Source organism: Burkholderia sp. AU4i (genome assembly GCF_000466765.1).
GTDB classification, from domain to species: Bacteria; Pseudomonadota; Gammaproteobacteria; order Burkholderiales; family Burkholderiaceae; genus Burkholderia; species Burkholderia cepacia.
Genome location: NZ_ASSI01000159.1, coordinates 22438 through 43243 on the forward strand (window position 1 = coordinate 22438; position 20806 = coordinate 43243).

The window sequence follows — 20806 nt, forward strand, 5'->3', positions numbered from 1 at the left end:
TTCGGCCATGTCCGGACATTGGGATGCCGTTCCTCGTTGGCCGCCTTGCCGACAGCTTCGGACGTTGAGCGTCGACGATCTTCGCCGGCATCGCAGCGTGAGAAAACGCGCGGCAAGTAGTGAGGCGTTTTGCAGTTGAGCCAGACGTTCGCGAGGAACTTATAACGTGCCCTTCCTCTGGTCTTCGGACAGCTTCAAGACAGGCGGCAATCTGAGCAGATTTTCAGGCTGAACCCTTTCCCAGAGGCCCCCGTTGCCCAGTGCTCGTCCCAACTGGTCTTCGCGCCTGAGCCATTGTTCGACCGTCCTGATTCGCCCGGGATGAATTTCGTCGAGCAATGCGTAGTCTCTCTTGATGATCCCGTACTTCCACAGATTCCAGAAGCCGGTGAAGTTTTCGCGGAAGCTCATCGTACTTTTGTCGCGGAGATCGGCGTTATATCCGGAAGGCAAATCGGCTGCGGCCTTGAGCGGTCCGCTCCAGTATGCTTCGAGGTCGGTATCGATATATTGCGCGGGATGTCCGGTCACGGCTTCGAACGCCTCGGCAAGCTTCGCATACTCGACATGATCGATCGCGACCTCGAGATTCATGCCATTCGCACGCTCCGGATTGTCGAAAAGCCAACGTGCGTAGTACCCGCAGTCCTCAAGCGCTACATGCGGGACGGCGCCGTCACCGAGTGGCACCCGCCACGTAACGACGCCGCTTTCCACGGACGGGGTCATCGGTGTCATTGCCGAGACGGCCATCTCCATATACGGACCGGTCGTAAGCAGCGCGGCGCCCATCCGGTCCCGGTTTGTCAGGTTCTGGAACAGAATCCATTCCCCTACGCGGCCCTTGCCATCATAGTGGCCTGTCCGAAACCGGGAATCGTATCCGGACCTTTTGAGCGCGTAATCGAGGTTTCCATACACGAAGAACTTGACTCCTTCTTCGATGGCTATTTCATAGCATCGGATGGCCCAATAAATCTCAGTCTTCTCCCCGGTGTTGAATCCATCGAGATTGATATACGCTGCGCTGCAATTACGAAAACCATCACGCAGGACCGCTTCATCGGCAAACGTGCCCTTCACGATCGAGACGTTCCCCAGAGTGGAGAGCTCGATGGCCCGTCGCGATTCAGGATCTCGGCTCAAGGCGCGCACGGCATATTTGCCGTCGGCGACGAGCGCCCGGATGACGGGCAATCCCTGTGCGCCCGTTCCACCGATGACGAATATGGTCGAGGGGACCCGTGAAGACATGTTTGTTTACGCTGGTATGAGTTGGATAGATTTGCCGACCGCTACGCGCCGATGGCACGGATGTCAGCTTCATATGGCATCGGGCACCGGTACGCCGACCACTCGCCCGTGAACTTCTGTCGAGATGCCGAATTGCGGTCTGCGCGATATTTCATCGAAGCATTCATACGACACTGCGGCTCTAACCGGCCGCCTTCGCCGGACCGCGCGCCGCGACTGCGCGTGGTTGCCGGCCACGTTGCAGCAGAAACACACCACCGAGGATTGCGCCCATCGCGAATAGTTCGACTGCGCCGATCGGTTCCTGCGCAAGCCACGAACCCATCAGCAACGCAACGACCGGTGGAATGTACGTCACGCTGGACGCGGCCACTGCTCCGAGCCGTCCGACGATGAAGTAATAAAGGATGTAAGCGATCCCGGTGCCCGTCAGACCGAGTCCCAGCACGAGGCCGAGCAGCGCTCGCGCATCGCTCGTCACACGCACGATGCCGTGGAAATCCGTGACGCAGCCGATCAGGACCAGTGCGAAGCCGATCTGCCACGTCGACAGCGCGAGCGGTGAGAGGTCCAGGCCGGAAAGAAAGCGGCGCGCGTACACGAACGAGCAGCCCACGCTGAGCGAGCCGGCGATCATATAGCCGACTCCGAGCAGGTTGACGCCAGCCGCGTGCGCATTCCACGGACGCGCGATCAGCAGTACGCCGACGAATCCGCAGACGATGCCCGCGATCATTCGCGCGTTCGGGCGCTCCTCGCGCAGCAGTGCCCATGCGCACAGGAAGGAAAAAAGCGGGATGGCGCCGCTTAGCATCCCGGCAATGCTCGAGAACAGCAGCCCGGCCCCTTTCGCGAACGCATAGTAGTAAATCACGGTCGCAAGCAGCGACATCACCACGAAGTGGTGAGCGTGCCGAAGATGGCGCCATTTGAGCGCCTTAGTGAATAGCGCGACCGTGAGCAGCGGGATGAAGCCGAAAAGCACGCGCAGGAAGACGATCTGACTGGCAGCCAGATCGACGCTCGCCCACTTCATGAACAGGAAATTGGTGCCCCAGATGAACCCGAGGGCGGCGAAAGCGAAATAGGCGGGATTCATGTCAGCGCACCAGGAAAGCGGATGAAGTCCCGATTGTGTTCCGCACCACCTTGCTCTACAAATGATTTAATGTCGACTATGAAATAGAAAAACTGAGCTATGCGATCGACTCCTCCGCTGAAAGCCCTTCCTGCCTTCGAAGCTGCCATGCGGCACGGCAGTTTTACTCTTGCATCCCGGGAACTGAACGTGACGCCTGGTGCGATAGGGCAGCAGATTCAGAAGCTTGAGGAATGGCTCGGCGTTGCCCTGTTCGTGCGCCAGATACGGCAGGTAACGCCCACAGAGGATGGTCGCGCCTACTTCGCGCAGATTCAACCCGCCCTGGCAGAGCTTATTCATGCGAGCCATCGCATTCGTGAGCGTCGCGGTAGCGGCGTGCGGTTGTCGATGCCGCCGAGCTTCGCTGCCAAGTGGTTCGCCCCACGCATGGCCGACTTCCTGCAGGCAAACCCCGGGATTGCGCTGAGCCTGAGCACATCGACAACGATGGTCGACTTCGAACTGGATGGCGTCGATCTCGCGGTTAGGCATTTCGACGGGATGGATGCACGACTATCCGTTCAACTGCTGTGCCATGACGAGGCACGCGCGTATTGCCATCCGGCATACGCGAAGCAGCGCCGATTGAAGCGCCCCGACGATTTGCGCACGGCGACACTGCTCCATAACACGCTACACCCGCACTGGGCCACGTGGCTTGCTCGATTCAGCGGTCTCGACGGTTCGCAGATCGAAACCATTACCGGTATCCGGTTCGACCAGTCGTTGATAGCGATCGACGCCGCAGTGCGCGCGCAAGGCGTTGTGCTTACCAGCCCCCTGCTGGTAGAAGCGGAACTGGCTCGTGGAGAACTGATTGAGCCATTCGATAATGCGCTTGCGTTGGACGCCGGATACTACCTCGTCCATCCCGCCAGTGCCGCAACCAAACAGGCGGTTCAATTGCTCAAGGCGTGGTTTACCGACAGCATCGCCAGGGGATGTGCGCAGCGTGGAGGCTACTTCTAGCCGTCGAATTATTGTCTCAATGACTGCTGTCGGCTCTAATGCCGACGCCGGATAATGCGATTCCGACCGGCAGCAATGGGTCGATGACGGCCCTTGAAGAGATGACGGCGATGTCAACTCAGATGTGATCTGATGGTGACCGAGAGGTCAGGTCTTGGCGTGCGCAAGTGACCTTGCGGCGCCGGTTGCTATGGCCGGTATTGGGAGGAGGCGCGAGATCCGATTCCGGGCATGCCTCTGCCCAGGCTTCAACCTCACGCGTCAGCCATGCCACCCGGCGGTCGGAAAGCAGGCGCGGCTTCGGAAATTTTCTCTCGCGTACTAGTTTCTGGACGGTCGCTTCTGATAGCGATAGCGCGATTGCCACTGCAGGCAAGTCGAGGTAGAGCGGCTTTATGGTGGTTGATGCGGGCATGCTACGATCCCTCAGTCTCAAAAAGATTTACTGATGCGATGCAAAAGAAATTTGTGATGCGCGGGTACGAGATGAACTGCGAGCCGCGCGTGACGGCGGACGGCAAATTCGCCGCCCAGGTAGAGGTAACGAAGTTGGGGTACAGCCGGGAAGCAGCGTTCCGGAATCTCGGCGAGTTCGACACCGAGTCCGGGGCTGTGGAGTACGCGAAGGAGTTTTCGGGCGAGTGGCTTAGCCGGTACGCGTGATGACTGAAACTCCATGCCGCGCCTGCATCGCAATGCATGGTGAATCTGCCGATACCGAGCCGCAACACCTTGAGCTGGTCGGGGTTGTCACGCGGAACGGAAGCCCGTTCGAAGAACACTATCAGTGCCCGGAGTGCGGTGCTTCCCTGGTACGTGCGGTGGCGTCCGTGTCAGAGGCACGCATTTGGTTCGTGGTCGATGGTTTGCGGCACTGAGCGCATGTCCCTTCCGCTTCCGTCTCAGTGGCAGATGCGGCGCGGGCCTTGTCTTCCATGAACGCTTCGGCATCGCGCAGTAGGTCCTGACAGTGGACGTGCGCCGCACGCATCCGCTTGATGGCGTCAACCACGATTGCCTCTGCACGGTCGAGGAGTGCCGCCCGCTCGTGCGCCGTCTCGCCGATTTTGCTTTCCGCCGGGCTTGTCCTATCGTTCATTTCCTGTCCTTCCGACCGCTCGGGGCCGCTATGAATTGGGTATGCATCAAGTGCCATCGGGAAGTGCCGCTGGAATCGGGTGAGCCGAATGTCGACTCGTTCGGCATCTACTTCATTTGTCCGTACTGCCGCCGCCGGAATCAGCTTGAGAGCCTGGGGCATCAGCGGGGCGCGCTTGTGCTTCGGCAGACGGCGAAGTAGCGGGCGAGCGGGAGAGGATGGCGCCGATTCGCTGCACCGCGTCCTCGATCCCTTCGCCCGGCGCGAGTTGCGCCGCCGACCAGACTTCGAGCGCGAGCCCGTCCACACCTTCCGCCCGCTCGTCCGCCGGCGCGGGGGCGGGGGCGGCTTCGGTCGGGACGGTGGTCGACCCATCGACGAAGAGCGCACCTTCCTCGGGGTACTCCGTAAGCCAGCAATACATGCCGTTGCCGGCATGCCCTTCGCCGCGCCGGAACGTCAATTCGCTTTCGAGCTGATCGCGATCGCGGTCCGGGGCCATGAAGTCGAGCGCTTCGAGTAGCTGAGCACCGGACAGCGTGAGCGCGTCGCCTCTGAAGATGATGGTGTCTTTCTCGCGCATCTCGTCAGGTGCCGTAGTTGCGGGCTGCTCGACAGGGGATGCAGCGAGCAGCCGATTCCGCAGGTTGTTCAGCCACTGCCACTCGTTCATGACCGGCATCGAATCGGTACGCTTCTTCAACGCCGTCAACGCCTGCAAACGCTCGGTTATTTCCGTCAGCGCATCAGCGCGGCTATTTTCAGTGGTCGCCATGATGTGGTCCTCAGGGGTGGTCAGGCGGCGGCCTTGATTGCGTTGAGCACGTCGCATGCGACAACTGGCGGAACAGCATTGCCAAGCATGTGCATAGCGAGCCGGTGTTGCTGCGGCAGGATGTAGTTGGTCGGAAAGGACATCGCGTCTCGGCCTTCTTCTTTCGTGAGCATCCGCATCCGGTCGCCGTCAATGACGGCCCAGCGATCGCGCGTCGTGATCGTGCCGATCGGGCGCCCGATGCTGCGGCCGGTTACGCCTGAACCACTCCCGTAGTACGGCGCGACGAAGCGGTCGCCGTGCGTGCGCCGCCCATTGGCGATGCGCTTGAGCGTCGCCGCGGAGCGACCCGGCTTCTCGATCGGCGACCACTTGCCGACATCGAAGTCGATGATCTGCGCCACTGGCATGTGCGGACGTGCCGGCAGCCGAAGCATCAGCGGGCGAGCGCTGCGCGTGAGGACGAGCATCAGGCGCTTGCGGTGCTGCGGGACTCCATGATTTGCAGCGTCAACGATGTGCGGCGCGATCTGGTAGCCAAGCGCCTGCACCGCGGCGAGCCATGCCGGGTAGAGCTGCCACTGGACGAACTCGACCACGTTCTCTACTACTCCGACCGGTGGCCGGTGGTATTCGAGCGCGGATACAACGGCCCATGCGGTCGAGCGGCTGGCATCGTGCTGCGGGTTGTTCGCCGCCTTACCGCGCGCGCGACTATGCCCCTGACAACATGGTGCCGCGAGCAGGATGTCGTGGGATGGAGCAGTAGCCCAGTTCGCCTGGTGCAAGTCTTGGCACACATGGGTGGCGCCAGGATGGTTCGCTGCATGGATCTCGACGGCCGCCGGCCAGTGGTTAGCGGCCCACACTACGTCGATGCCGGCCATCGTGGCTCCGGTGGAAAATCCGCCAGCACCGGCAAACAGATCGATCGCTTTCATCGTCATCCTCTAAATCAGTAGATCAAGCCTCAATGGCGGGTGCTCGGTTGCACTGGGTTGTCGAGCGTCTGCCGTTGAAGCCGGGGAAGAAAAAAGAAGGGCGCCAAACAGGCCGCCCGCAAGAAGAAACCGCGCATCCGAGGCAACGGTAAGTGCGCGGTTCGGGGATCGAGTGGTCGTGCTACGATTCGCACCAAAATAACCGGGGGTGCAATGAAAAACAGGAAGGTCGCGATCAGCGTGATACTTGGGCTAATTGCCGTGTTCGTAGTGTCCTACTTGGGCGCCATGATCGGCGGAAATGGCAAATACGATCGAACTGTCATGGCGAGTTGGCTTCAAGCGGTCGGAGCGTTTGCCGCGATCGCCGGCGGTTTTGCAGGCGTGATTTATCAGGCCAAGATACAGAGCCAGCAACGAGCACTCGATGTCCGTCTGCGCGAAAAGGAACTTTTTACTCAAATTCTCGTGACCTCAAACGAGGCAATTCGGAGCTTGGACACATTGTCCGAGCTGTTATCGCATGAGAGTTTCATGAAAGCCGCGATTTATAAGGCGGATGCGAAACGAATGACCGCGCAAGTGCAGCGTACAATGTCCAACCTCGAAGAGATCAACATTTCGATATCTGATTTCCTGAGATCCAGCAACGTACAGCTTGATCACATTAGATTGCTTTTGCGGCTCAGGAGGGAGATCAATAAATCTCTGGACCAGTTGATTGGCGTTGATGCTCCGTATGAACAGCTGTCTCCAACTGAAGTCGATTTCGGTCCGTTTTCAAAGGAAATGAAGATGGTTCGCTTCGAAGCCGGTCACTACTCCGTGCACATCTAACGTTATCAGGCGGCACCGACTAAGGGACTACGTGCAGTAGGTACTCGCGCAGCGGGCGGACTCATCCCATTGTTGGGTAGTGGCGAGGACAAGAACCGCGAGGACAAGAACCGCTACGATAAGCACGCCAAGGCTCTTGAGCCACAGGATCAAAAGGGCTTTCACGACCACACTCCCATCAGCACTTCGATCGGGGGGGCGACGGCGCCGGCAAGCAGATAGAAGCCGGCGATCACGCACAGCGGAATCCAATCTCGATTCATGGTCATCTCGCTTTGTTGTTTTGGCTTGGTGTAACCGGTATCAGAGGATAGCGGTCAGCGTTGCGCTGCCGTCGCTATGCTCAGTGCGAAGCATCAACGGTGTTCCGCCGAAAAGCTCAGGGCGAAGTTCGCGCAACGCGTTGCTGAAGTTCTTCGGAGCCTCGAAGCCGTTGCCGAGCAGTGCGGTCGTGACTGCGAGCTCGGGATCGTCGTCGCTGGGAGTAAAGAACGACGCAACGATCGGGATCTTGTGCTCCTTGCAGATGGCGATGATCTGGGTCATGAGCGGCGAGATCTGCTCGTCATAGATCTGTTCCTTGGTGACGGTGGTCATATGTGCCTCTCCAATATGATTAGAAATCCGAAATGACAACAACGCTCAACGAGCGACACTGATCTCCAATGTCGTCCGATCAACGCTGTCGAAACTCTCAGGGGCGAGCACTCGGCCGGGTGCTGCTGCGCTGGGTTGGTGGATGCGGAGGATCCGCGAGCCGAATGCGCGCTCTTGAAAGCTGAATTTCCCGCACTTCGAGCAACTGTCATGCGGCGGGGCGATCGGGGCATGTATGCGACGGGGCCAGAGGCCCGGGCAACTTTTATCCCAGCAGTCAGGTTAAGGAGCGATCCGCCAGGGGCGGTGGCGCAGCGGTCCGTGCTGTGCTGGGTTGAACTATACGCGAACGAATGGATATGGCAAGAAAAATCTAATCGCGAATGAATGAATATTTGTGGGGCCGGATAAGCGACTGCATGCTTACGCCGTGCCTACATGCCAGTAGGGAATGTGGCCCCGGCGAATCCTGGCGCCGAAGTAAGTCAGGTGCACTAGAGAGACCAGAAGATGAACAGATACGGGGTCGCAGTAGCCGCCATCGCGGGGATGATGCTCGTTGGATGTAGCGACAAGGAAGGCGAGCAACTAAGGCGAGCACTGCGGGAGCGGGATTATCGAGCCATTGAGTTGTGTAAGGATTATGCTCGGTCCCAGGCCAATCATCCGAGTACAGTCGATTTTTCGATTGTGGACACGCGAATCGCCGAGCAACCGGACGGTAGCGTGATAGCGTCGACAACGTTCACCGCGAAAAACGGATTTGGTCTCGAATTGAAATACGAGGTTGCTTGCCGGGTTAATGGGGGCGGCATTGTCGAATCGGGCATCCGCGAGGCTCGAGGCTAAGGCGTCGGGCCGAGTCATACGTCTTATGACGTAGTTGTGATCTCCGAACCGCTGACAACGGCTGGAGAAAAATAGCCCGCATCGCGCGGGCTGAATCCATGTCTGGAGGAGGTTGCGGCGAGGGTAGGTGGCGGCCGTACTCCTCGCCAGCCTTCAGTTGCAACTGTTCCCGGAAATGAAAAACCTAGTCCGACTAATCCTGCGCGTTCTTAGTTTAGGCCAGCAACTAGAGACTTAAGATCGTTATCGTCGAATGTCACCGTTTTTCCAGTGAAATAGTTGGCGCGCTCGAACTGCTTCTTGCCTACTACCTTCTGATTTTCGACGACCGCCAAAACGAATCCAGGAATCTTTTGCATTCGATACTGCATGTGGATCACTTCAGCCTCAAGCAATCGTGCAGCACTGTTGGCCGCAACCACGATGAGTGGTTCGGGGGTATCGATCACATGATCGGCAATCATCCCTCCCGTATGCGGCAACTCAACATCGGGACGGTGTGTCAATCCGAGTTCGGTCGAAATTTCCTCAATAGCCTGTGAAAGTCGCAGCTTAAAGTCACTGGACTGTCGTGTCGCACGGCTTGTAGCTAGCGCATAGAGTTGTTGCGCTGCAGCAGCTACCCGAAAGATCGTGGCGGCGAGCAGGCTGAGATCGTTGCACGTTGCGAGCAGCACCTCATCCTGATTTAGCGTGACGCCCGAAAAGGCAGGTAGGTCATCAATCCAGCGACTGACAACGTCGGATTCGAGATCCCCATCCGCCATGCTGGCATAGAGTGATGAGTCCCCATTTTCATCGACTTGGTACGTATCGCTCCCGACGGGACGCACGCGTACAACTACCTTGTCGCCCGATCCTGGGTACTCGAGCGGCGTCACGATGCGTTGAATTCCCTTCTCGTCTTGATGGACTTCGAAAAGGGAACAGATCGCTCGCTTGAGATTTTCGGTCACGAGTTCCATAGGTCGAGTTGAGGCGAGGTTGAATCGGCAGTTCCCAGCGATATGCCGCAGGCCGAACAAAAAATTGCAATCAACCTCTGTCGATCTGCCTCCTCCCGCGGATCTAGTGTTGTGTCGCCACTCAGTGCCAGTTCTGGGGCGCGTACAAGCAGACGATTCGTGTAGTCGAGATCAGTGCCACAGGGCAATTTGCAGTGTATGCCTTTGTGGCTAGGGTGCCAATGGAACTCGAACAGCACACTGAGCGCCCCATTCGCGAGCACACACATGAGGTACCCGTAGAACGCGGTATCTGTCAGGATTTCACCCGTCTTCCAGTAGAAGAGCACATGATGGTCGCGAGATACCGGCACAAGCTTGGTTGTGAAGAGTCGGCTTCCCCCCATTTTTGCGAACGGTTTGGGTAGCTTGCCACGCTTCATCGGCGAGAAATTCGGCAACTCAGACAGTGCTTTGCGCGCTGCCTTATGCGCAGCTAAATCGCGTGACTTCATGGCCGCGAATCAAGCGCGGTCGCGCGAATTGATGTGTTCCCCCGGCGCTGCTCAGCGAACAAGCCACGTATTTTCATAATTTATGGTCTCTCTTGGCCCGGTGGCCATTTTTCGAATCAAGCCTTCCAGCGGCCCTGCGAGGGGATTATATACGGGGGCGCGGCGCCATGCTTTCAAATGAAGTGTCTGCTGACATCAGTTGAAAGGTTCCCGTGTCAGAGGCTAAACTACTGTACATGCATACAGTATTGCGGGCAGGTAAGCGAGGGTGAGGGTGGATCGAGAGACAAGCGCGAGCGGGCTGCGGTGCAGACCGGGGGATTTGGCAAAGGTGAAAGAGGCATGGAATCCGGCCCTAGTTGGCCGGATCGTGCTGATCGAGGCAGCCCATTCGAGGACCGAATGGGTTGTGACGCTGCTTGGGGAGCCAGGGCTGACGTTAACGAAAAATAGAAAGCGAATAGCCGCTGGCAATTGTGCACTTGCCTACGACTCAGCGCTTGAGCCCATCAGGACCGATGGGCTAGGTGAGCACGGGGATTTTACGGCTGTAGGTGAGGAAGATCGCCGTCGTCAGCGGAGCTCTGCTGCGCCGGTATCAACTTAAGCAATGTCATGACTGCAGCAAATGCATCTTCAGAAACGCCTGCCTCGCTGGCCCGCTTGATTTCCGAAATCAGTTTCTGCGCGATTGGCGGAAGAGTGCGGGCAGTCTCGGCCACACGCTCATGAGGCTGCGATGCGTATAGCTCGGCAACAAACTTTGGGCCACGTTCAGTTAGAAGCCACTCGCAGGTGACGCCGAACGGAATTGCAAGGGCCGCCAAAGTCTCCAACTCTGGAACCGACCCGCCGCGGAGGATCCGGCTGATAGTGGGCTGCGGAACCCCAGTGTCGCGTGAAAGCTTGCTCTGCCCGCGCTCCCCATAGTTGGGGTGAGCAAGAAGCAGTTCCCTCAATCGATCGCCGACGTTTTTCATGGCGAGACTATGCGTCAATGAATAGGCCATATCAACAATCCACTCAATCGCGCATTGACAAGTAGTCATTCGCGTATAGAATGCCCGGATGGACATGCCAACTACCGCTTCGGCGCTTCTCAGCGACATCAAGACCAAACGTGGTTTGAGCGAAGTCGCACTCGCGCGTCGCCTTAAGATTTCCCAGCCGACAGTCAATCGAATCCTACGAGGGAAATCAGACTGCAAGAGCAGCACGTTCGTAGCGATCCAGGGGTGGTGGAGCGAGCTTGCTCAGCAAAAGGAGACCGCATGAAGCGCCTGTACGCACGTCTGGTTCTCTGGTTGATCGGGCCGGCGCTCGAGGATATCGAGCGCCGGATGGTCGAGCGAGTTGAGCGTGAGGCCGTGATGCGCGCGGACGGCGACATGGCCTTGCGTTCCCGCTTTGACTCGATCTATTGGCGAATTACCACTGACCGAGACCAAGGTGCAATTGGGCCGTCGTTCGTCCAGGCTCGAAAACGAAGCGACGCTTGAGGACGACAAGGTCCGCATTGATGCCGTCGACGACAAACGAAACATTGTCGCCAATAGTTGGGACGGCAGTTACCAGGTAGTCGGAAAAATCTAGTTTGACGAGCCCGGGGTGTTTAGCGGCTGCTTCAGCAGTGTAGGTCACTTCAATAATGGATTCTTGAAATGCTTCCATGAGGGTTCCCCGTATCGGAATGGATGTGTGAGAACTGCCAATTCTACAGATAGGGCCGGAACCCTCGCCTTAATCCGATGTGCATCGAGATTCGATGCTTGAAGTTTAGAAAATTCGACCTTCAAGGTCATTCAATCAGTTTTGAACGGAGTTGAGTTGCTATGAGCACGATTGAGATCATCCGGAGGCCGAGCATCGAACGGGCGTTCCGGGAAGCGCTGAGCGATCCGCGCAGCCGCGGGCCGGTGGCGGATGCGCTCGGCTGGGACGATTCGCAGGTGAGCCGTTTCCTTTCGGGGAATCTCGGTGTTCCGATCAACAAGATCGACGTGGGGCTGAATGCACTGGAACTGCGCGTTGTTTCACGGGAGTACCTGGACGGGCTGTCGACGATGAGCAAGGTGGGTGTGAACTGCCATTGTGCGCGGGAAGGGTTCGGGGAGTGCGGCGGCCGATTCTGATGTAAGCGACTGGCCCCGCCAAAAGCGTTTTCGACGGAGAGCGCTTCTGTCAGGGCTTAGCAATCCTAAAAATTTAAAACTTATGGAAGCGAAACAGACCAACCAAACCGCCGATGTGCGACAGCAGTATCCGGTTCTGACCGACGAGCTGAAGCGCATCGTGCGCGACACCAACCAACATCCGACTTATCCGCGTAAGTGCTTGCGCGCCATCTTCTCGGCACGATTGATCGGCGAGTCCTCATGGCGGATCTCATTCGCGCTGACCATCACGGCAGTGAATGACTTCCCACCGTCGTTGATGACCTTCTGCGGAATGGCCGGAATCGTGATCGGCGGTTCGCCCGCGGCGACCAGTTGTCGGTTCAGCTCGCGAGCGTTGATTACCCGCCCACGTCCATCGATCACCAAGTTCTTGCCGGTTTCCGGATCCTTGTAGAACAGCACCGGCTCGCGCACACCGATCGCACGGTAGTTCAGTACCGTCTTCGGGTTCGGCTCTTGATGCACGCGACGGTCGTACAGCGGGTGCGAAGGGTCGACAACGAGCTCGAGGTCATTCGGGTCCATCGCGAGCGCAGTTACCTTGCTCTTCGCGCCATATGCTTCAACGGAGCTTTTTGCCACGTTTCCTCCAGGAGAGATTCAGGCCGCCAACGCGTCGGGCGGCGGATTGCGGTCCGCAAAATCGGGATCGCCTGGTGATCGGGTTGATCCGTCCGCGCGGTGCCAGCAGTACAGCGAACCTCGCCGATGCCAGAACCAGTAACCGGCGCACGTGCACGCCATCAGGCGCGTATTGCGCTTCTGCATCCACGCATCAACTCGGAAATCGCGCCGGCCGCAGACGTTGCATTGCGGCTGCCGTACGTACTCGTCAGGACGCTTCTTCAGCACCCGACGCGTCTCGCAGTGCCGGCAGCGGCAATGGAAGCGAGCCATTTCAGTGACCGCACGGCACCGAGCCGTCGAGGGACTCGACTGCGCCGCACGACATGCTCGACGTCGGACATACGGAAGAAACCGTCGCCATCCACTTCGGCGTCGAGGTGCCAACTGTCCGCCAGCAACTGAAGCTGCTCGATTGCACGGCTGCGGTGCGTGATGCGCTCGAAGCGGACCAGATCACCGTGTCGAATGCACTGAAGCTCGCGAAGCTGGCGCCGGAGCAGCAGCGCGAGAAGGTGAGGGCGGTCATCGCTGCAGCTGACGGCAAGGAGGGACACGAGCGCTCGCGCGCGCAGAAGGCGGCGCTGACGGGCGATGCCGCTCCGCGCATGCGTACTCGCAAGCAGATCGCGGCCGAATTGACGAACGCCACTGGTGAGCGTGCAGAGGCTCTGCGGTGGGTTCTCAACCTGGCAGATAGTGAGCCGGGCGCGGAAGAGGCCGATCCGCGTCAGTTGTCGATCGACGAGGCTGCATGAGCATCAAGGTCCAAACGATGGTGTGGGACCGCTATCCGGGCGAGGACCATGGCGTTCCGCACGGCCTGTTTCACACGGCTCTGCCGCTCAAGTACACCGGCAAGCCCTACGAGGGGATCAACGAAGGTCGCTTCTCGAAGCGTTCGCGGCAAATTCAAGAGCGAATCGCGGCACAGATCGAGAGGGAACAGCGACTGGCCGAATCGGCTGCGTGGGCCGGGAAGGCAATTCGCGCGATGGTGGACGCCGGGCGAGCAGCAGCATGAAGCGATCCGGATTCAAGCCGCGCACGAAACCGATGTCGCGAGGGTCATGGTCCCGGAAAAGCTCGCCGCTGCCGGAACAAGCGCCGCGAAAGGCCGCAATGAAGCGCCGAGTTCAGCGGGCGACGGTTGCCGAAGGCTCGAAGTATCTCGCAGCTTGCCGCGGCGAGCCCTGCTATCTGCGCGTGCCTGGTCTCTGCCGACTGAATCCGATGGACGACACGGTGGTGCCATGCCATTCGAACCAAGGGCGACACGGCAAGGCTGGTGGTCTGAAGGCAAAAAACGAATTCACGGTTCCCGGATGTGGCGCTTGTCACGCGTGGATCGACCAGAACCGCGTGGGCACGCCGAGGCAGATCAAGTTCGATGCCTGGGATCGGGCATACGAGGAATGGGCGCCGGTACGGGCCCGAAAGATGGGAGAAGCAAATTGCCAGTGAGGATGTGGGTTCATATCCCGACTGGGATGAGTAGCACACCACGCAAGCGCGGCATGGGGGCGATGATCGTCACGGAGATCACACGAAAGATCGACGCGACGGTGTTTCGGCTGGCGCGCATTCCGACCGTGAAGAGACAGTTGGTGGCGGCAGTCGAGGCGGACGTGTTCATTCCGGAAATGTACCGGGCGCAGATCGCGAAGAGTGACCCTCGTTGGGTCGCTCCGGGTGTGTTCCGCACGAAGGTCTATTGGATCGACAACCAGAAGTCGCGTGTGCTCGGGCAGTTCCTTGCCGGCGGTGCGCACGTAATGGATCTGAGGGACGAGGGATGAGCGCAGCCGCATGCATTTTGTACAGCGACGTGCCCGAGAGGTTGCTCATCTCGGCGATTCGCCATTTTGACTGGGTGACCGGCGCAGATCTCATCGCGTTCGACGAATGCCCGTTCTCAGGGGAGGTCGACGAGACGGAGCACGGTACGCAAATCTCGTTTCCGTGGCCTCGCAACCGGACGATGCGCCATGCGATAGGCGACTGGCTCACGCACTACGGCATCAATTTCACGGTCGTCATGTAACGACAAACAAGCCGCCTCTCAAGCAAATCGAAAACAGGAACAACATGACGATCGACGAAAGCAACCAGATGGAAGCGCTGCTTGACGAATGGTACGACTGGCAGGCAGGGTATGTGCCGAGCCTTGGCTATGGGCGCGTCGATCCGTCGTGCCGCGGTTTCTCCGAATCCGAGCGTACGCTTACTGCCGACGAGCGGGCGGAAGAGGCAGACCGGAAGGCGGCGAAGAAGCGGGCGGAACAGGTCGACGTGTGCGTTGACGCTCTGACGTGGCAGGAGCGCGCCGCAATCCAGCGACACATGAAGGTAAAGCGAATCGGCGAAATGAACGAGGTGTGCGGCGCAAACGTCTGGAGAAATGCCCGGGAGTTCAATATGTCAGACGTGCACGCGAATTATCAGTCCGCGAAGAATTCGCTGTATCCGCGCGTGAAAGCGCGTGGGCTATTGAAGGAGCCTCATCCGGCATAGATCGAGTAGAGCGGGCCTGACGTATCCGCCCCCGCCCCCTCATCAGGGACCGGGATCCGCACGAAGTCAACATTAATCGTAGCCGTTGGCACACGGCCGCTTTCAAACTTACGTTTGACATGCGAGCGATTCGGCCGTAGACGCTTCGAGGCTCTTACATGCTTTCGGGATAAAGACCGTGTCATTGGTTCGTAAACAGAGATAATTATCGTTCGCAAATGAAAATATTCTTCAATCGCTCGCATAGCTTTAAGTCATACTAAGACCTGTACCTGCTTGCCTCCAGCGTCTCTGTTTGGTGGTGAGTGAAGTGAACCGGGGAAACCGATAGCCGACCTTCGAGGTGACCGCCTTGGAAAAGTCCAATGTCGTGTCTAAATTCGGTGGATCAATACCTTCCTTGCGGGCTTTGCCGGCCACTTTGGAGCGACCGGCGGCCGGCGGCGCAGCATCGAACGACGCCACGTTTTCGCTACTCACAGGTGCACAGCCGAGGCTAGACATCTCGTCGCCTCAAGGCTCACCTTGGAGCTGTGGCGCCCTATTGAACTTTGTACGTCAAAACCAACTTGTTAGCGTCGGTACAGCGTTCTTGATCGAGCCCGACGTGCTTCTTACCGCTAAGCACTGCATTTCCGATAGTGAGCCGTACGACGCCGTGGGCGTGTGGATTGCCTACGACGCAAGATATAACAACGCGGTCCCGCCCATTGGTATCTCGGCCTTTGCGTTACATGCGACATTGGACATTGCTGTATTCATACTGCAGTCTTCATGTGGCTGCTCGATTGCAATGGGCGACGCTCCGACGCAGCAAGGTGCGCAGCTAAGTCTTTCGGGGTACGCAATGCCATATGACGATGGCTCCGTGCGGTATAGCTCGGGCAGCGGGAGTCTTGTGAGTTCGACTGGAATATCGCTCGCGTATTACATCAATACGCGCCCTGGCGATAGCGGTGCCCCCGTGTTCTACGCATCAGCCGGAACAACAACCGCAGTGGCCGTGCATACTGAATCAACAAATGGTCTTGAACTAGGAAACAGTGGCGTTGCACTGTCGTCAGCAGTGCGAGGAGACATCGCAACACTGATTGACTTCGCTCGGAGCCAAGTGCGATGAAAAACTATTCTCGTTACATTCTGTGCCTTTTGATTCTACCTTTCCTTGTCGCATGCGCTGAAGGGATGCCCGGTTTTCGACCTTTAACTTACGCCGACTCTGCAGAAGCCCGAATTATTGTGAGTGGATCAAACTGCATGCATACCCCAAGAGGACAGGAACTTGCTCCCCTTGTCGCTGCTTTTGTAACCGGAGCTGCTTCCAAGCTTCTCGAGAATTTCGGTACCGCGCTTTCCGATGCGGCGAAAGGCGGGGCACTTCCGCCCAGTACGTCGACCGCCAACTTTCAGGTTCTTCCAGGTCAAATACCGAAATGCATTGTAGTGATCCGCGGCACGTTCTCGGCACATGGCAGCAAAGCGAAAAAATTGGAACTCGACCGGGTATTGTGGACCCAAACTGACCAAAACGCGGCCGATATGAGTGCTACGCTAGCAAAGCTTGATCCCCCCGATATTTACTCGATGGACCATTTCATCGAGCTCCAGCTTGTCGCGTCCAAGAATGGAAAAGCGATGACATTCGCTCCAGTATTCGCGTGGATCGGCCGCTCGATAGGAGGCGACAAACGGGGCAACCGGGACTTCTCGATTTCTTTGAAGTTTAATCGGCCGGGCGCGGACGCAACTGGCGGGGTCGTCGTTTTGTCCGACATGCAAATCGGAGAGTCACGCACGTTTGCTCCAGACTCCCAATCCAGGTATGTTCATGAGTCACCTTGGTTCCTAAGCTTTCATCAGGCCGGCAGCGGTCTTGCAGAAAACCAGTCGAAACAGCCAACAGGAGTCTCACCGTCCTCGACGCTAAGTGGCGGGCACGTCGCGCCCATTGATAGTACGCCGGTACATGTCGCCGGCAATGCTGCTCCTGCAAGCGACGCGGTAGTTGGTGGTGGGGGGGCCGGAAGTGGTGGTAGCGGTGGAAAAAATGGCGGGCAGATATTACAACCCAGTTCCGGGAATGTAGACGTCCAGGCTAAAGATCCAGCCGCAGTGCCCGTTACAGCCACCGCTACCGTAGTCGAGACACGTCCAGAGCGAGGTGGTCTCGCATTCATCGCAGCGGTGTTCACTGGGGTCGAGCCGAAACTCAATTCAGCCGTGACAAATATGGTGGACACTAGCTCACGTAGGCAAGCTCAATTCACCTCAGAAACGTCGACCCTTGAAGCCAATGCAACATACTCTGACGCTCAGGGCAAGGCGTGGGCCGCAGTGATTGCGTATTGCGGCACTGCTTCCAAGGCAACTGATGCCGCCGGGCGATCCGATCGCGTTACAAAGTCAAGTGCAGCAAGATCCGCACAATTTAAAGCTAATGACGCGGCATTGAAAGCGGGTGTTCCGCCCCCCTTTGGGCAGCTCATTGAGATTACCGATGCGGTCGATGGCGGGACGAATGCGGCTTACTGCTCCAACCTCCAATGAGACGCCTCACGCCGGCTTCGCGATGCGAAAGTGGAATGGCGAATGGGGCGATGCATCGTCGGCTCGCAAACTACCGAGCGCCGAGAGAAGCCGACACCAAGATCGGACCCACACCACGCTACGAGATTTTCGTTCACGGCTGAACCGAGTGGGTCCATCTGCCGTTGTCGCTTTGGTCCGGCACGGAGTTATACGCACAAGGTACTTGTAAACCTCGTTGTGTTTCGCTATATTGACGACGTCGGGCGCGAGGTGCGCCCAAAACGAAGCCCGCCCGGTTAGCCGCGCGGGCTTTTTCGTTTACGTGCGCAAATCGCCATGAGGTGGGTCTATGCCGATACGACCGCTGAAACCGTGTAAGCATCGGGGATGCGGTGCGCTAGTCGCTGACGGCAAGACGCACTGCGATCGACACGCGCATGAGGCCGTCAAGTGGAAGCCCGACGCCGTTCGAGGCAATCGCCATGCGCGCGGATACGGAAGCGCGTGGGAGCGGATCAGGTTGCGGATTCTACGCCGCGACAGCGGCCTATGTCAGCCCTGTTTGCAAGCAGGGCGCCTGACGCGCGCCACTGCGGTTGACCATGTCATTTCGAAGGCACGGGGAGGCACCGACCGCGACGAGAACCTGCAAGCGATCTGCCGTGACTGTCACGCGACGAAGACGGCGCGCGAGCGGTTGCGATGACGAGGGGCTATGTCACGGTAGCCGGGTCGAAGGCGCAATCGCCGTACTACGTCGTGTCGCGCGTCAGTGGTGGGCGCGATATGGCACTGGGCGGAGCGACCGGCGGCAAGTCGGGCATGTATCAGATCGACGTGTACGCGAGCACCTATACGGAGGCCGATGCGATCGCCGATCAGGTGATCGACAGGGCGTCGTCGAGCGGGAAGTTCGCCGTTGGTGGCATCAGTGAGTTGCCCGACGACTTTTCGAGCGATACCGGAGATTTCCGGGTGAGCCTCGAAATATCCGTGCAGTTCTGATCGATTCAATTTCTGTTTGGCCCGCGAGTGCGGGCTTTTTTCATTTTGAGGGGCTTATGGCCGAGAAGAGCAAGCGCATCAAGGCGCAAGGTACGAAGGTCGAGATCTCGAAAACGTCGTCGGCGAACCTCGACGACGACAAGCTCGTTTTCGTCGATCTCAACACGACGAGCAAGACGATCAACTGGCAAGGCGGGCAGTCGTCGGAGATCGACGCGACGACGCTCGCCAGCGATGAAAAGGAATCCGAGCTCGGCTTGCCGGACCCGGGCGAGTTTTCGGTGGATGGCAACTATTCGTCGGACGATGCTGGCCAGCTGATTCTTCGCGGCGCGCGCGGCACGGGTGACAAGTATGTGTTCCGTGTGACGTTCCGCGACAAGTCGCAATTCTTGTTCGTCGGCATGGTGCGCCAGTACACCTGGTCGGCTGGCGTCGACGGCATTGTGACGTCGACCTACAGCGTCCGTGTCAGCGGCTCGCCGAAGGAAGTGCCGCCGCCGGCCGCGCCGGCGGGTTAAGCGATCTGAAAAACGTGAGGAAAAAGTGATGACAAAAACTCCGACGGTCGCCGGCGCGCTGCGCGCCGCGATTCTCAACCCGCTCGCCGGCTGGCGGCATGAGCTGGTCCCGATGCCGGAATGGGGCGACGTGACGGTCGCGGTGCGCGAACCGCTGCTCGAAGACCGCGCATTCTGGCTCGAGCCGCTTCGCATTGCTGCCGGCGTCGAGCCGGGCGACGACGAAGAAGCAGCCCGGGCCAAGTACGCGGCGGTCCGCCCGGACGAGCATGTGCTCGCCTCGGCGCGTCTGTTCGTTCGCGTGCTCTATGTCGAGACGTCGGCTGGGTGGCGCCGTGAATTCGATGACAGTGACGCGCGCGAGGTCGCGTCGGCATTTGGTGCCGCGCACGAGCGCATCGTCAGTACGGCGCTCGTGCTCGGCAACATGAAGGCTGACGCGGAGGAAGATGCAAAAAAAGCCTCCGCCGAAACCCCGATCTCCGACTTGAACTGACGCTGGCGCTGCGGCTCGGCAGGACGCTTGCCGAGCTGCGCGCGGACATGTCGACCGCGGAGTTCGCCTTGTGGCAGGCGTTCGATGCCGAGTCGCCGATCGCCGATGATCGTTACGACCTTCATGCCGCGATGGTCGCGTCGGCGGTGTTTCAGGCGCAGGGTGCGAAGGTGAAGGTGGCCGACATGATGCCGAACTGGTCGGGCGAATCGCCCGAGGTTCAGGAGGTTGCCGACGATCCTTTCTTCGCAGGCCTAATGAGGTTGGTAAAGTAGGCGGATAGGAAATATGGGAACGATTCTCCGCGAGCTGATCGTCAGCGTCACCGCGAACACGACCGAGCACGATCGGAAGATGCGCGGTCTGGCGTCGACCGCCAGCGGCTACTTCAACGCGGTCCGCGACGGAGGGCGGGCTGCTGACGCGGTGTTCGCGTCCAACGCGTCGAGTGTGCAGGTGACGGTGCGCGCGATCGAGGCCGCTCGCGGCTCGCTCACGGCATACGCGCAGGCTGCTGCTGCAGCGTTCGGCGTGCACCAACTGATCGAGTATGCCGACGAATGATGGCGAGCGCCGAGTTCGTGAAGAAGCTCACGCAGATGGTGCAAGGGCTGATCGCGGTCGAAAGTCGTCAGGGTGGCGCGCTCTGGAAACTGAAGAATGGGATGGGGTGATGACCGACACGTTTAACTGGTCGCCGACGGTTGAGGGGTTCGGTGGCGATACGACGCTGCGTGTGCGAAAGGCTGGTTTCGGCGATGGGTACACGCAGCGCTCGACCGACGGCCTAAACAACCGACAGACGCCGTACAACCTTCGATTCGTGGGGAAGGCCGAGAAGATCTCGGCAATCCTCGAGTTCCTCGATAAGCATGCCGGCGCGGTGTCATTTTTCTGGACACCGCCGCTTAGGCCGCAGGGGCTATTCGTGTGTGAGAAGTACACGGAGCCGGTAAAAAACGGCAATGTGTACACGATCACGGCGCAGTTTGAACAGACATTCGCGCCATAGAGGGAAA

General features: G+C 58.8%; 30 protein-coding genes and 3 pseudogenes. 22 read left to right on the top strand and 11 right to left on the bottom strand.

The window, feature by feature from the left end; genetic code table 11:
* Positions 1–159: 159 nt before the first annotated feature.
* Together L810_RS31585 and L810_RS31590 are read right to left on the bottom strand one after the other, a co-directional pair.
* Positions 160–1254, bottom strand: a complete 1095-nt coding sequence (locus tag L810_RS31585) for an NmrA family NAD(P)-binding protein (RefSeq protein WP_042976916.1) — start codon at positions 1252–1254, stop codon at positions 160–162.
* Between the two features lie 181 nt (positions 1255–1435).
* Entirely contained in the window at positions 1436–2353 is a 918-nt protein-coding gene (locus L810_RS31590) for a DMT family transporter (protein WP_021162302.1), read from the bottom strand.
* A gap of 99 nt (positions 2354–2452) precedes the next feature.
* On the opposite strand from L810_RS31590, the gene L810_RS31595 reads away from it, so the two are divergent.
* Positions 2453–3364: a LysR substrate-binding domain-containing protein gene (locus L810_RS31595; protein WP_042976918.1), complete on the top strand. Its 912-nt coding sequence runs from the start codon at positions 2453–2455 to the stop codon at positions 3362–3364.
* Positions 3365–3482: 118 nt separating this feature from the next.
* On the opposite strand, the gene L810_RS45995 is transcribed toward L810_RS31595, so the two are convergent.
* Complete coding sequence (locus tag L810_RS45995; RefSeq protein ID WP_257009006.1) at positions 3483–3779, bottom strand: helix-turn-helix transcriptional regulator; 297 nt, start codon at positions 3777–3779, stop codon at positions 3483–3485.
* A 38-nt stretch (positions 3780–3817) separates the two neighbouring features.
* Here L810_RS45995 and L810_RS31600 point away from each other — a divergent pair, with 38 nt between their 5' ends.
* Positions 3818–4027 carry a hypothetical protein gene (locus L810_RS31600; RefSeq protein ID WP_042976920.1) on the top strand — a complete coding sequence of 70 codons (210 nt, stop codon included), beginning with the start codon at positions 3818–3820 and terminating at the stop codon, positions 4025–4027.
* Between the two features lie 121 nt (positions 4028–4148).
* On the opposite strand, the gene L810_RS31605 is transcribed toward L810_RS31600, so the two are convergent.
* The 3 genes from L810_RS31605 to L810_RS31615 all read right to left on the bottom strand — a co-directional run bounded on the left by L810_RS31605 (position 4149) and on the right by L810_RS31615 (position 6179).
* Positions 4149–4463, bottom strand: coding sequence for a hypothetical protein (locus L810_RS31605; RefSeq protein WP_042976921.1), 315 nt, complete (start codon positions 4461–4463; stop codon positions 4149–4151).
* A gap of 112 nt (positions 4464–4575) precedes the next feature.
* Entirely contained in the window at positions 4576–5238 is a 663-nt protein-coding gene (locus L810_RS48770) for a hypothetical protein (protein WP_021162304.1), read from the bottom strand.
* A gap of 20 nt (positions 5239–5258) precedes the next feature.
* Positions 5259–6179, bottom strand: coding sequence for a DNA cytosine methyltransferase (locus L810_RS31615; RefSeq protein ID WP_042976977.1), 921 nt, complete (start codon positions 6177–6179; stop codon positions 5259–5261).
* Positions 6180–6392: 213 nt separating this feature from the next.
* Between L810_RS31615 and L810_RS31620 the strand changes: the two genes are divergently transcribed.
* Positions 6393–7016, top strand: coding sequence for a hypothetical protein (locus L810_RS31620; protein ID WP_042976924.1), 624 nt, complete (start codon positions 6393–6395; stop codon positions 7014–7016).
* Between the two features lie 303 nt (positions 7017–7319).
* Here the strand turns inward: L810_RS31620 and L810_RS31625 are convergent, their stop codons facing one another.
* The gene (locus tag L810_RS31625) at positions 7320–7613 is read right to left on the bottom strand and encodes a hypothetical protein (RefSeq protein WP_021162307.1); all 294 of its coding nucleotides are present in this window, start codon (positions 7611–7613) and stop codon (positions 7320–7322) included.
* Between the two features lie 510 nt (positions 7614–8123).
* Between L810_RS31625 and L810_RS46005 the strand changes: the two genes are divergently transcribed.
* Positions 8124–8462, top strand: a complete 339-nt coding sequence (locus L810_RS46005) for a hypothetical protein (protein WP_042976926.1) — start codon at positions 8124–8126, stop codon at positions 8460–8462.
* Positions 8463–8671: 209 nt separating this feature from the next.
* On the opposite strand, the gene L810_RS31635 is transcribed toward L810_RS46005, so the two are convergent.
* From L810_RS31635 to L810_RS31640, 3 genes are all read right to left on the bottom strand, one after another.
* The gene (locus L810_RS31635) at positions 8672–9427 is read right to left on the bottom strand and encodes a hypothetical protein (RefSeq protein WP_042976928.1); all 756 of its coding nucleotides are present in this window, start codon (positions 9425–9427) and stop codon (positions 8672–8674) included.
* Entirely contained in the window at positions 9415–9921 is a 507-nt protein-coding gene (locus L810_RS46010; protein WP_081712930.1) for a hypothetical protein, read from the bottom strand. The genes L810_RS31635 and L810_RS46010 overlap by 13 nt, the downstream gene beginning before the upstream one ends.
* Positions 9922–10463: 542 nt before the next feature.
* Positions 10464–10931 (bottom strand): helix-turn-helix domain-containing protein, encoded by a 468-nt coding sequence (locus tag L810_RS31640; protein ID WP_042976930.1) that lies wholly within the window; start codon positions 10929–10931, stop codon positions 10464–10466.
* Positions 10932–10995: 64 nt separating this feature from the next.
* Here L810_RS31640 and L810_RS49815 point away from each other — a divergent pair, with 64 nt between their 5' ends.
* From L810_RS49815 to L810_RS31655, 3 genes are all read left to right on the top strand, one after another.
* The gene (locus L810_RS49815; RefSeq protein ID WP_373453112.1) at positions 10996–11196 is read left to right on the top strand and encodes a helix-turn-helix domain-containing protein; all 201 of its coding nucleotides are present in this window, start codon (positions 10996–10998) and stop codon (positions 11194–11196) included.
* Positions 11193–11420, top strand: a complete 228-nt coding sequence (locus tag L810_RS44190; RefSeq protein ID WP_021162309.1) for a hypothetical protein — start codon at positions 11193–11195, stop codon at positions 11418–11420. The genes L810_RS49815 and L810_RS44190 overlap by 4 nt, the downstream gene beginning before the upstream one ends.
* 333 nt (positions 11421–11753) lie before the next feature.
* Positions 11754–12053, top strand: coding sequence for a hypothetical protein (locus L810_RS31655; protein WP_021162310.1), 300 nt, complete (start codon positions 11754–11756; stop codon positions 12051–12053).
* Positions 12054–12257: 204 nt separating this feature from the next.
* Here the strand turns inward: L810_RS31655 and L810_RS31660 are convergent.
* Positions 12258–12680 (bottom strand): annotated as a pseudogene (locus L810_RS31660) (hypothetical protein); the annotation flags it as partial.
* 368 nt (positions 12681–13048) lie between these two features.
* On the opposite strand from L810_RS31660, the pseudogene L810_RS31670 reads away from it, so the two are divergent.
* The 15 genes and pseudogenes from L810_RS31670 to L810_RS31730 all read left to right on the top strand — a co-directional run.
* Positions 13049–13480 (top strand): annotated as a pseudogene (locus L810_RS31670) (hypothetical protein); the annotation flags it as partial.
* On the top strand, positions 13477–13746 hold the full coding sequence (locus L810_RS31675; RefSeq protein WP_021162314.1) for a hypothetical protein: 270 nt from the start codon (positions 13477–13479) through the stop codon (positions 13744–13746). The pseudogene L810_RS31670 and the gene L810_RS31675, both read left to right, overlap by 4 nt.
* Positions 13743–14186 carry a nuclease domain-containing protein gene (locus L810_RS46025; protein WP_042976935.1) on the top strand — a complete coding sequence of 148 codons (444 nt, stop codon included), beginning with the start codon at positions 13743–13745 and terminating at the stop codon, positions 14184–14186. The genes L810_RS31675 and L810_RS46025 overlap by 4 nt, the downstream gene beginning before the upstream one ends.
* 26 nt (positions 14187–14212) lie before the next feature.
* Positions 14213–14521, top strand: coding sequence for a hypothetical protein (locus tag L810_RS31685; protein ID WP_373453111.1), 309 nt, complete (start codon positions 14213–14215; stop codon positions 14519–14521).
* The gene (locus L810_RS31690) at positions 14518–14766 is read left to right on the top strand and encodes a hypothetical protein (RefSeq protein ID WP_021162317.1); all 249 of its coding nucleotides are present in this window, start codon (positions 14518–14520) and stop codon (positions 14764–14766) included. The genes L810_RS31685 and L810_RS31690 overlap by 4 nt, the downstream gene beginning before the upstream one ends.
* 44 nt (positions 14767–14810) lie before the next feature.
* On the top strand, positions 14811–15236 hold the full coding sequence (locus L810_RS31695; RefSeq protein WP_021162318.1) for a hypothetical protein: 426 nt from the start codon (positions 14811–14813) through the stop codon (positions 15234–15236).
* A gap of 370 nt (positions 15237–15606) precedes the next feature.
* Positions 15607–16356, top strand: a complete 750-nt coding sequence (locus L810_RS49820; RefSeq protein WP_226212356.1) for a trypsin-like serine peptidase — start codon at positions 15607–15609, stop codon at positions 16354–16356.
* The gene (locus L810_RS47655; RefSeq protein ID WP_021162319.1) at positions 16353–17783 is read left to right on the top strand and encodes a hypothetical protein; all 1431 of its coding nucleotides are present in this window, start codon (positions 16353–16355) and stop codon (positions 17781–17783) included. Before L810_RS49820 ends, L810_RS47655 begins: the two co-directional genes overlap by 4 nt.
* Positions 17784–18114: 331 nt before the next feature.
* The gene (locus L810_RS46030) at positions 18115–18471 is read left to right on the top strand and encodes an HNH endonuclease (RefSeq protein ID WP_042976939.1); all 357 of its coding nucleotides are present in this window, start codon (positions 18115–18117) and stop codon (positions 18469–18471) included.
* Positions 18468–18770, top strand: a complete 303-nt coding sequence (locus L810_RS31705) for a DUF3168 domain-containing protein (RefSeq protein WP_021162320.1) — start codon at positions 18468–18470, stop codon at positions 18768–18770. Before L810_RS46030 ends, L810_RS31705 begins: the two co-directional genes overlap by 4 nt.
* A gap of 56 nt (positions 18771–18826) precedes the next feature.
* Complete coding sequence (locus L810_RS31710) at positions 18827–19291, top strand: phage tail tube protein (protein ID WP_021162321.1); 465 nt, start codon at positions 18827–18829, stop codon at positions 19289–19291.
* Positions 19292–19319: 28 nt separating this feature from the next.
* On the top strand, positions 19320–19787 hold the full coding sequence (locus L810_RS31715; protein ID WP_021162322.1) for a phage tail assembly chaperone: 468 nt from the start codon (positions 19320–19322) through the stop codon (positions 19785–19787).
* Positions 19784–20062, top strand: a complete 279-nt coding sequence (locus L810_RS31720) for a phage tail assembly protein T (RefSeq protein ID WP_042976942.1) — start codon at positions 19784–19786, stop codon at positions 20060–20062. The genes L810_RS31715 and L810_RS31720 overlap by 4 nt, the downstream gene beginning before the upstream one ends.
* A 13-nt stretch (positions 20063–20075) precedes the next feature.
* Positions 20076–20348 (top strand): annotated as a pseudogene (locus L810_RS31725) (hypothetical protein); the annotation flags it as partial.
* A gap of 112 nt (positions 20349–20460) precedes the next feature.
* Complete coding sequence (locus L810_RS31730; protein WP_042976943.1) at positions 20461–20799, top strand: phage tail protein; 339 nt, start codon at positions 20461–20463, stop codon at positions 20797–20799.
* The last annotated feature ends 7 nt before the right edge of the window (positions 20800–20806 follow it).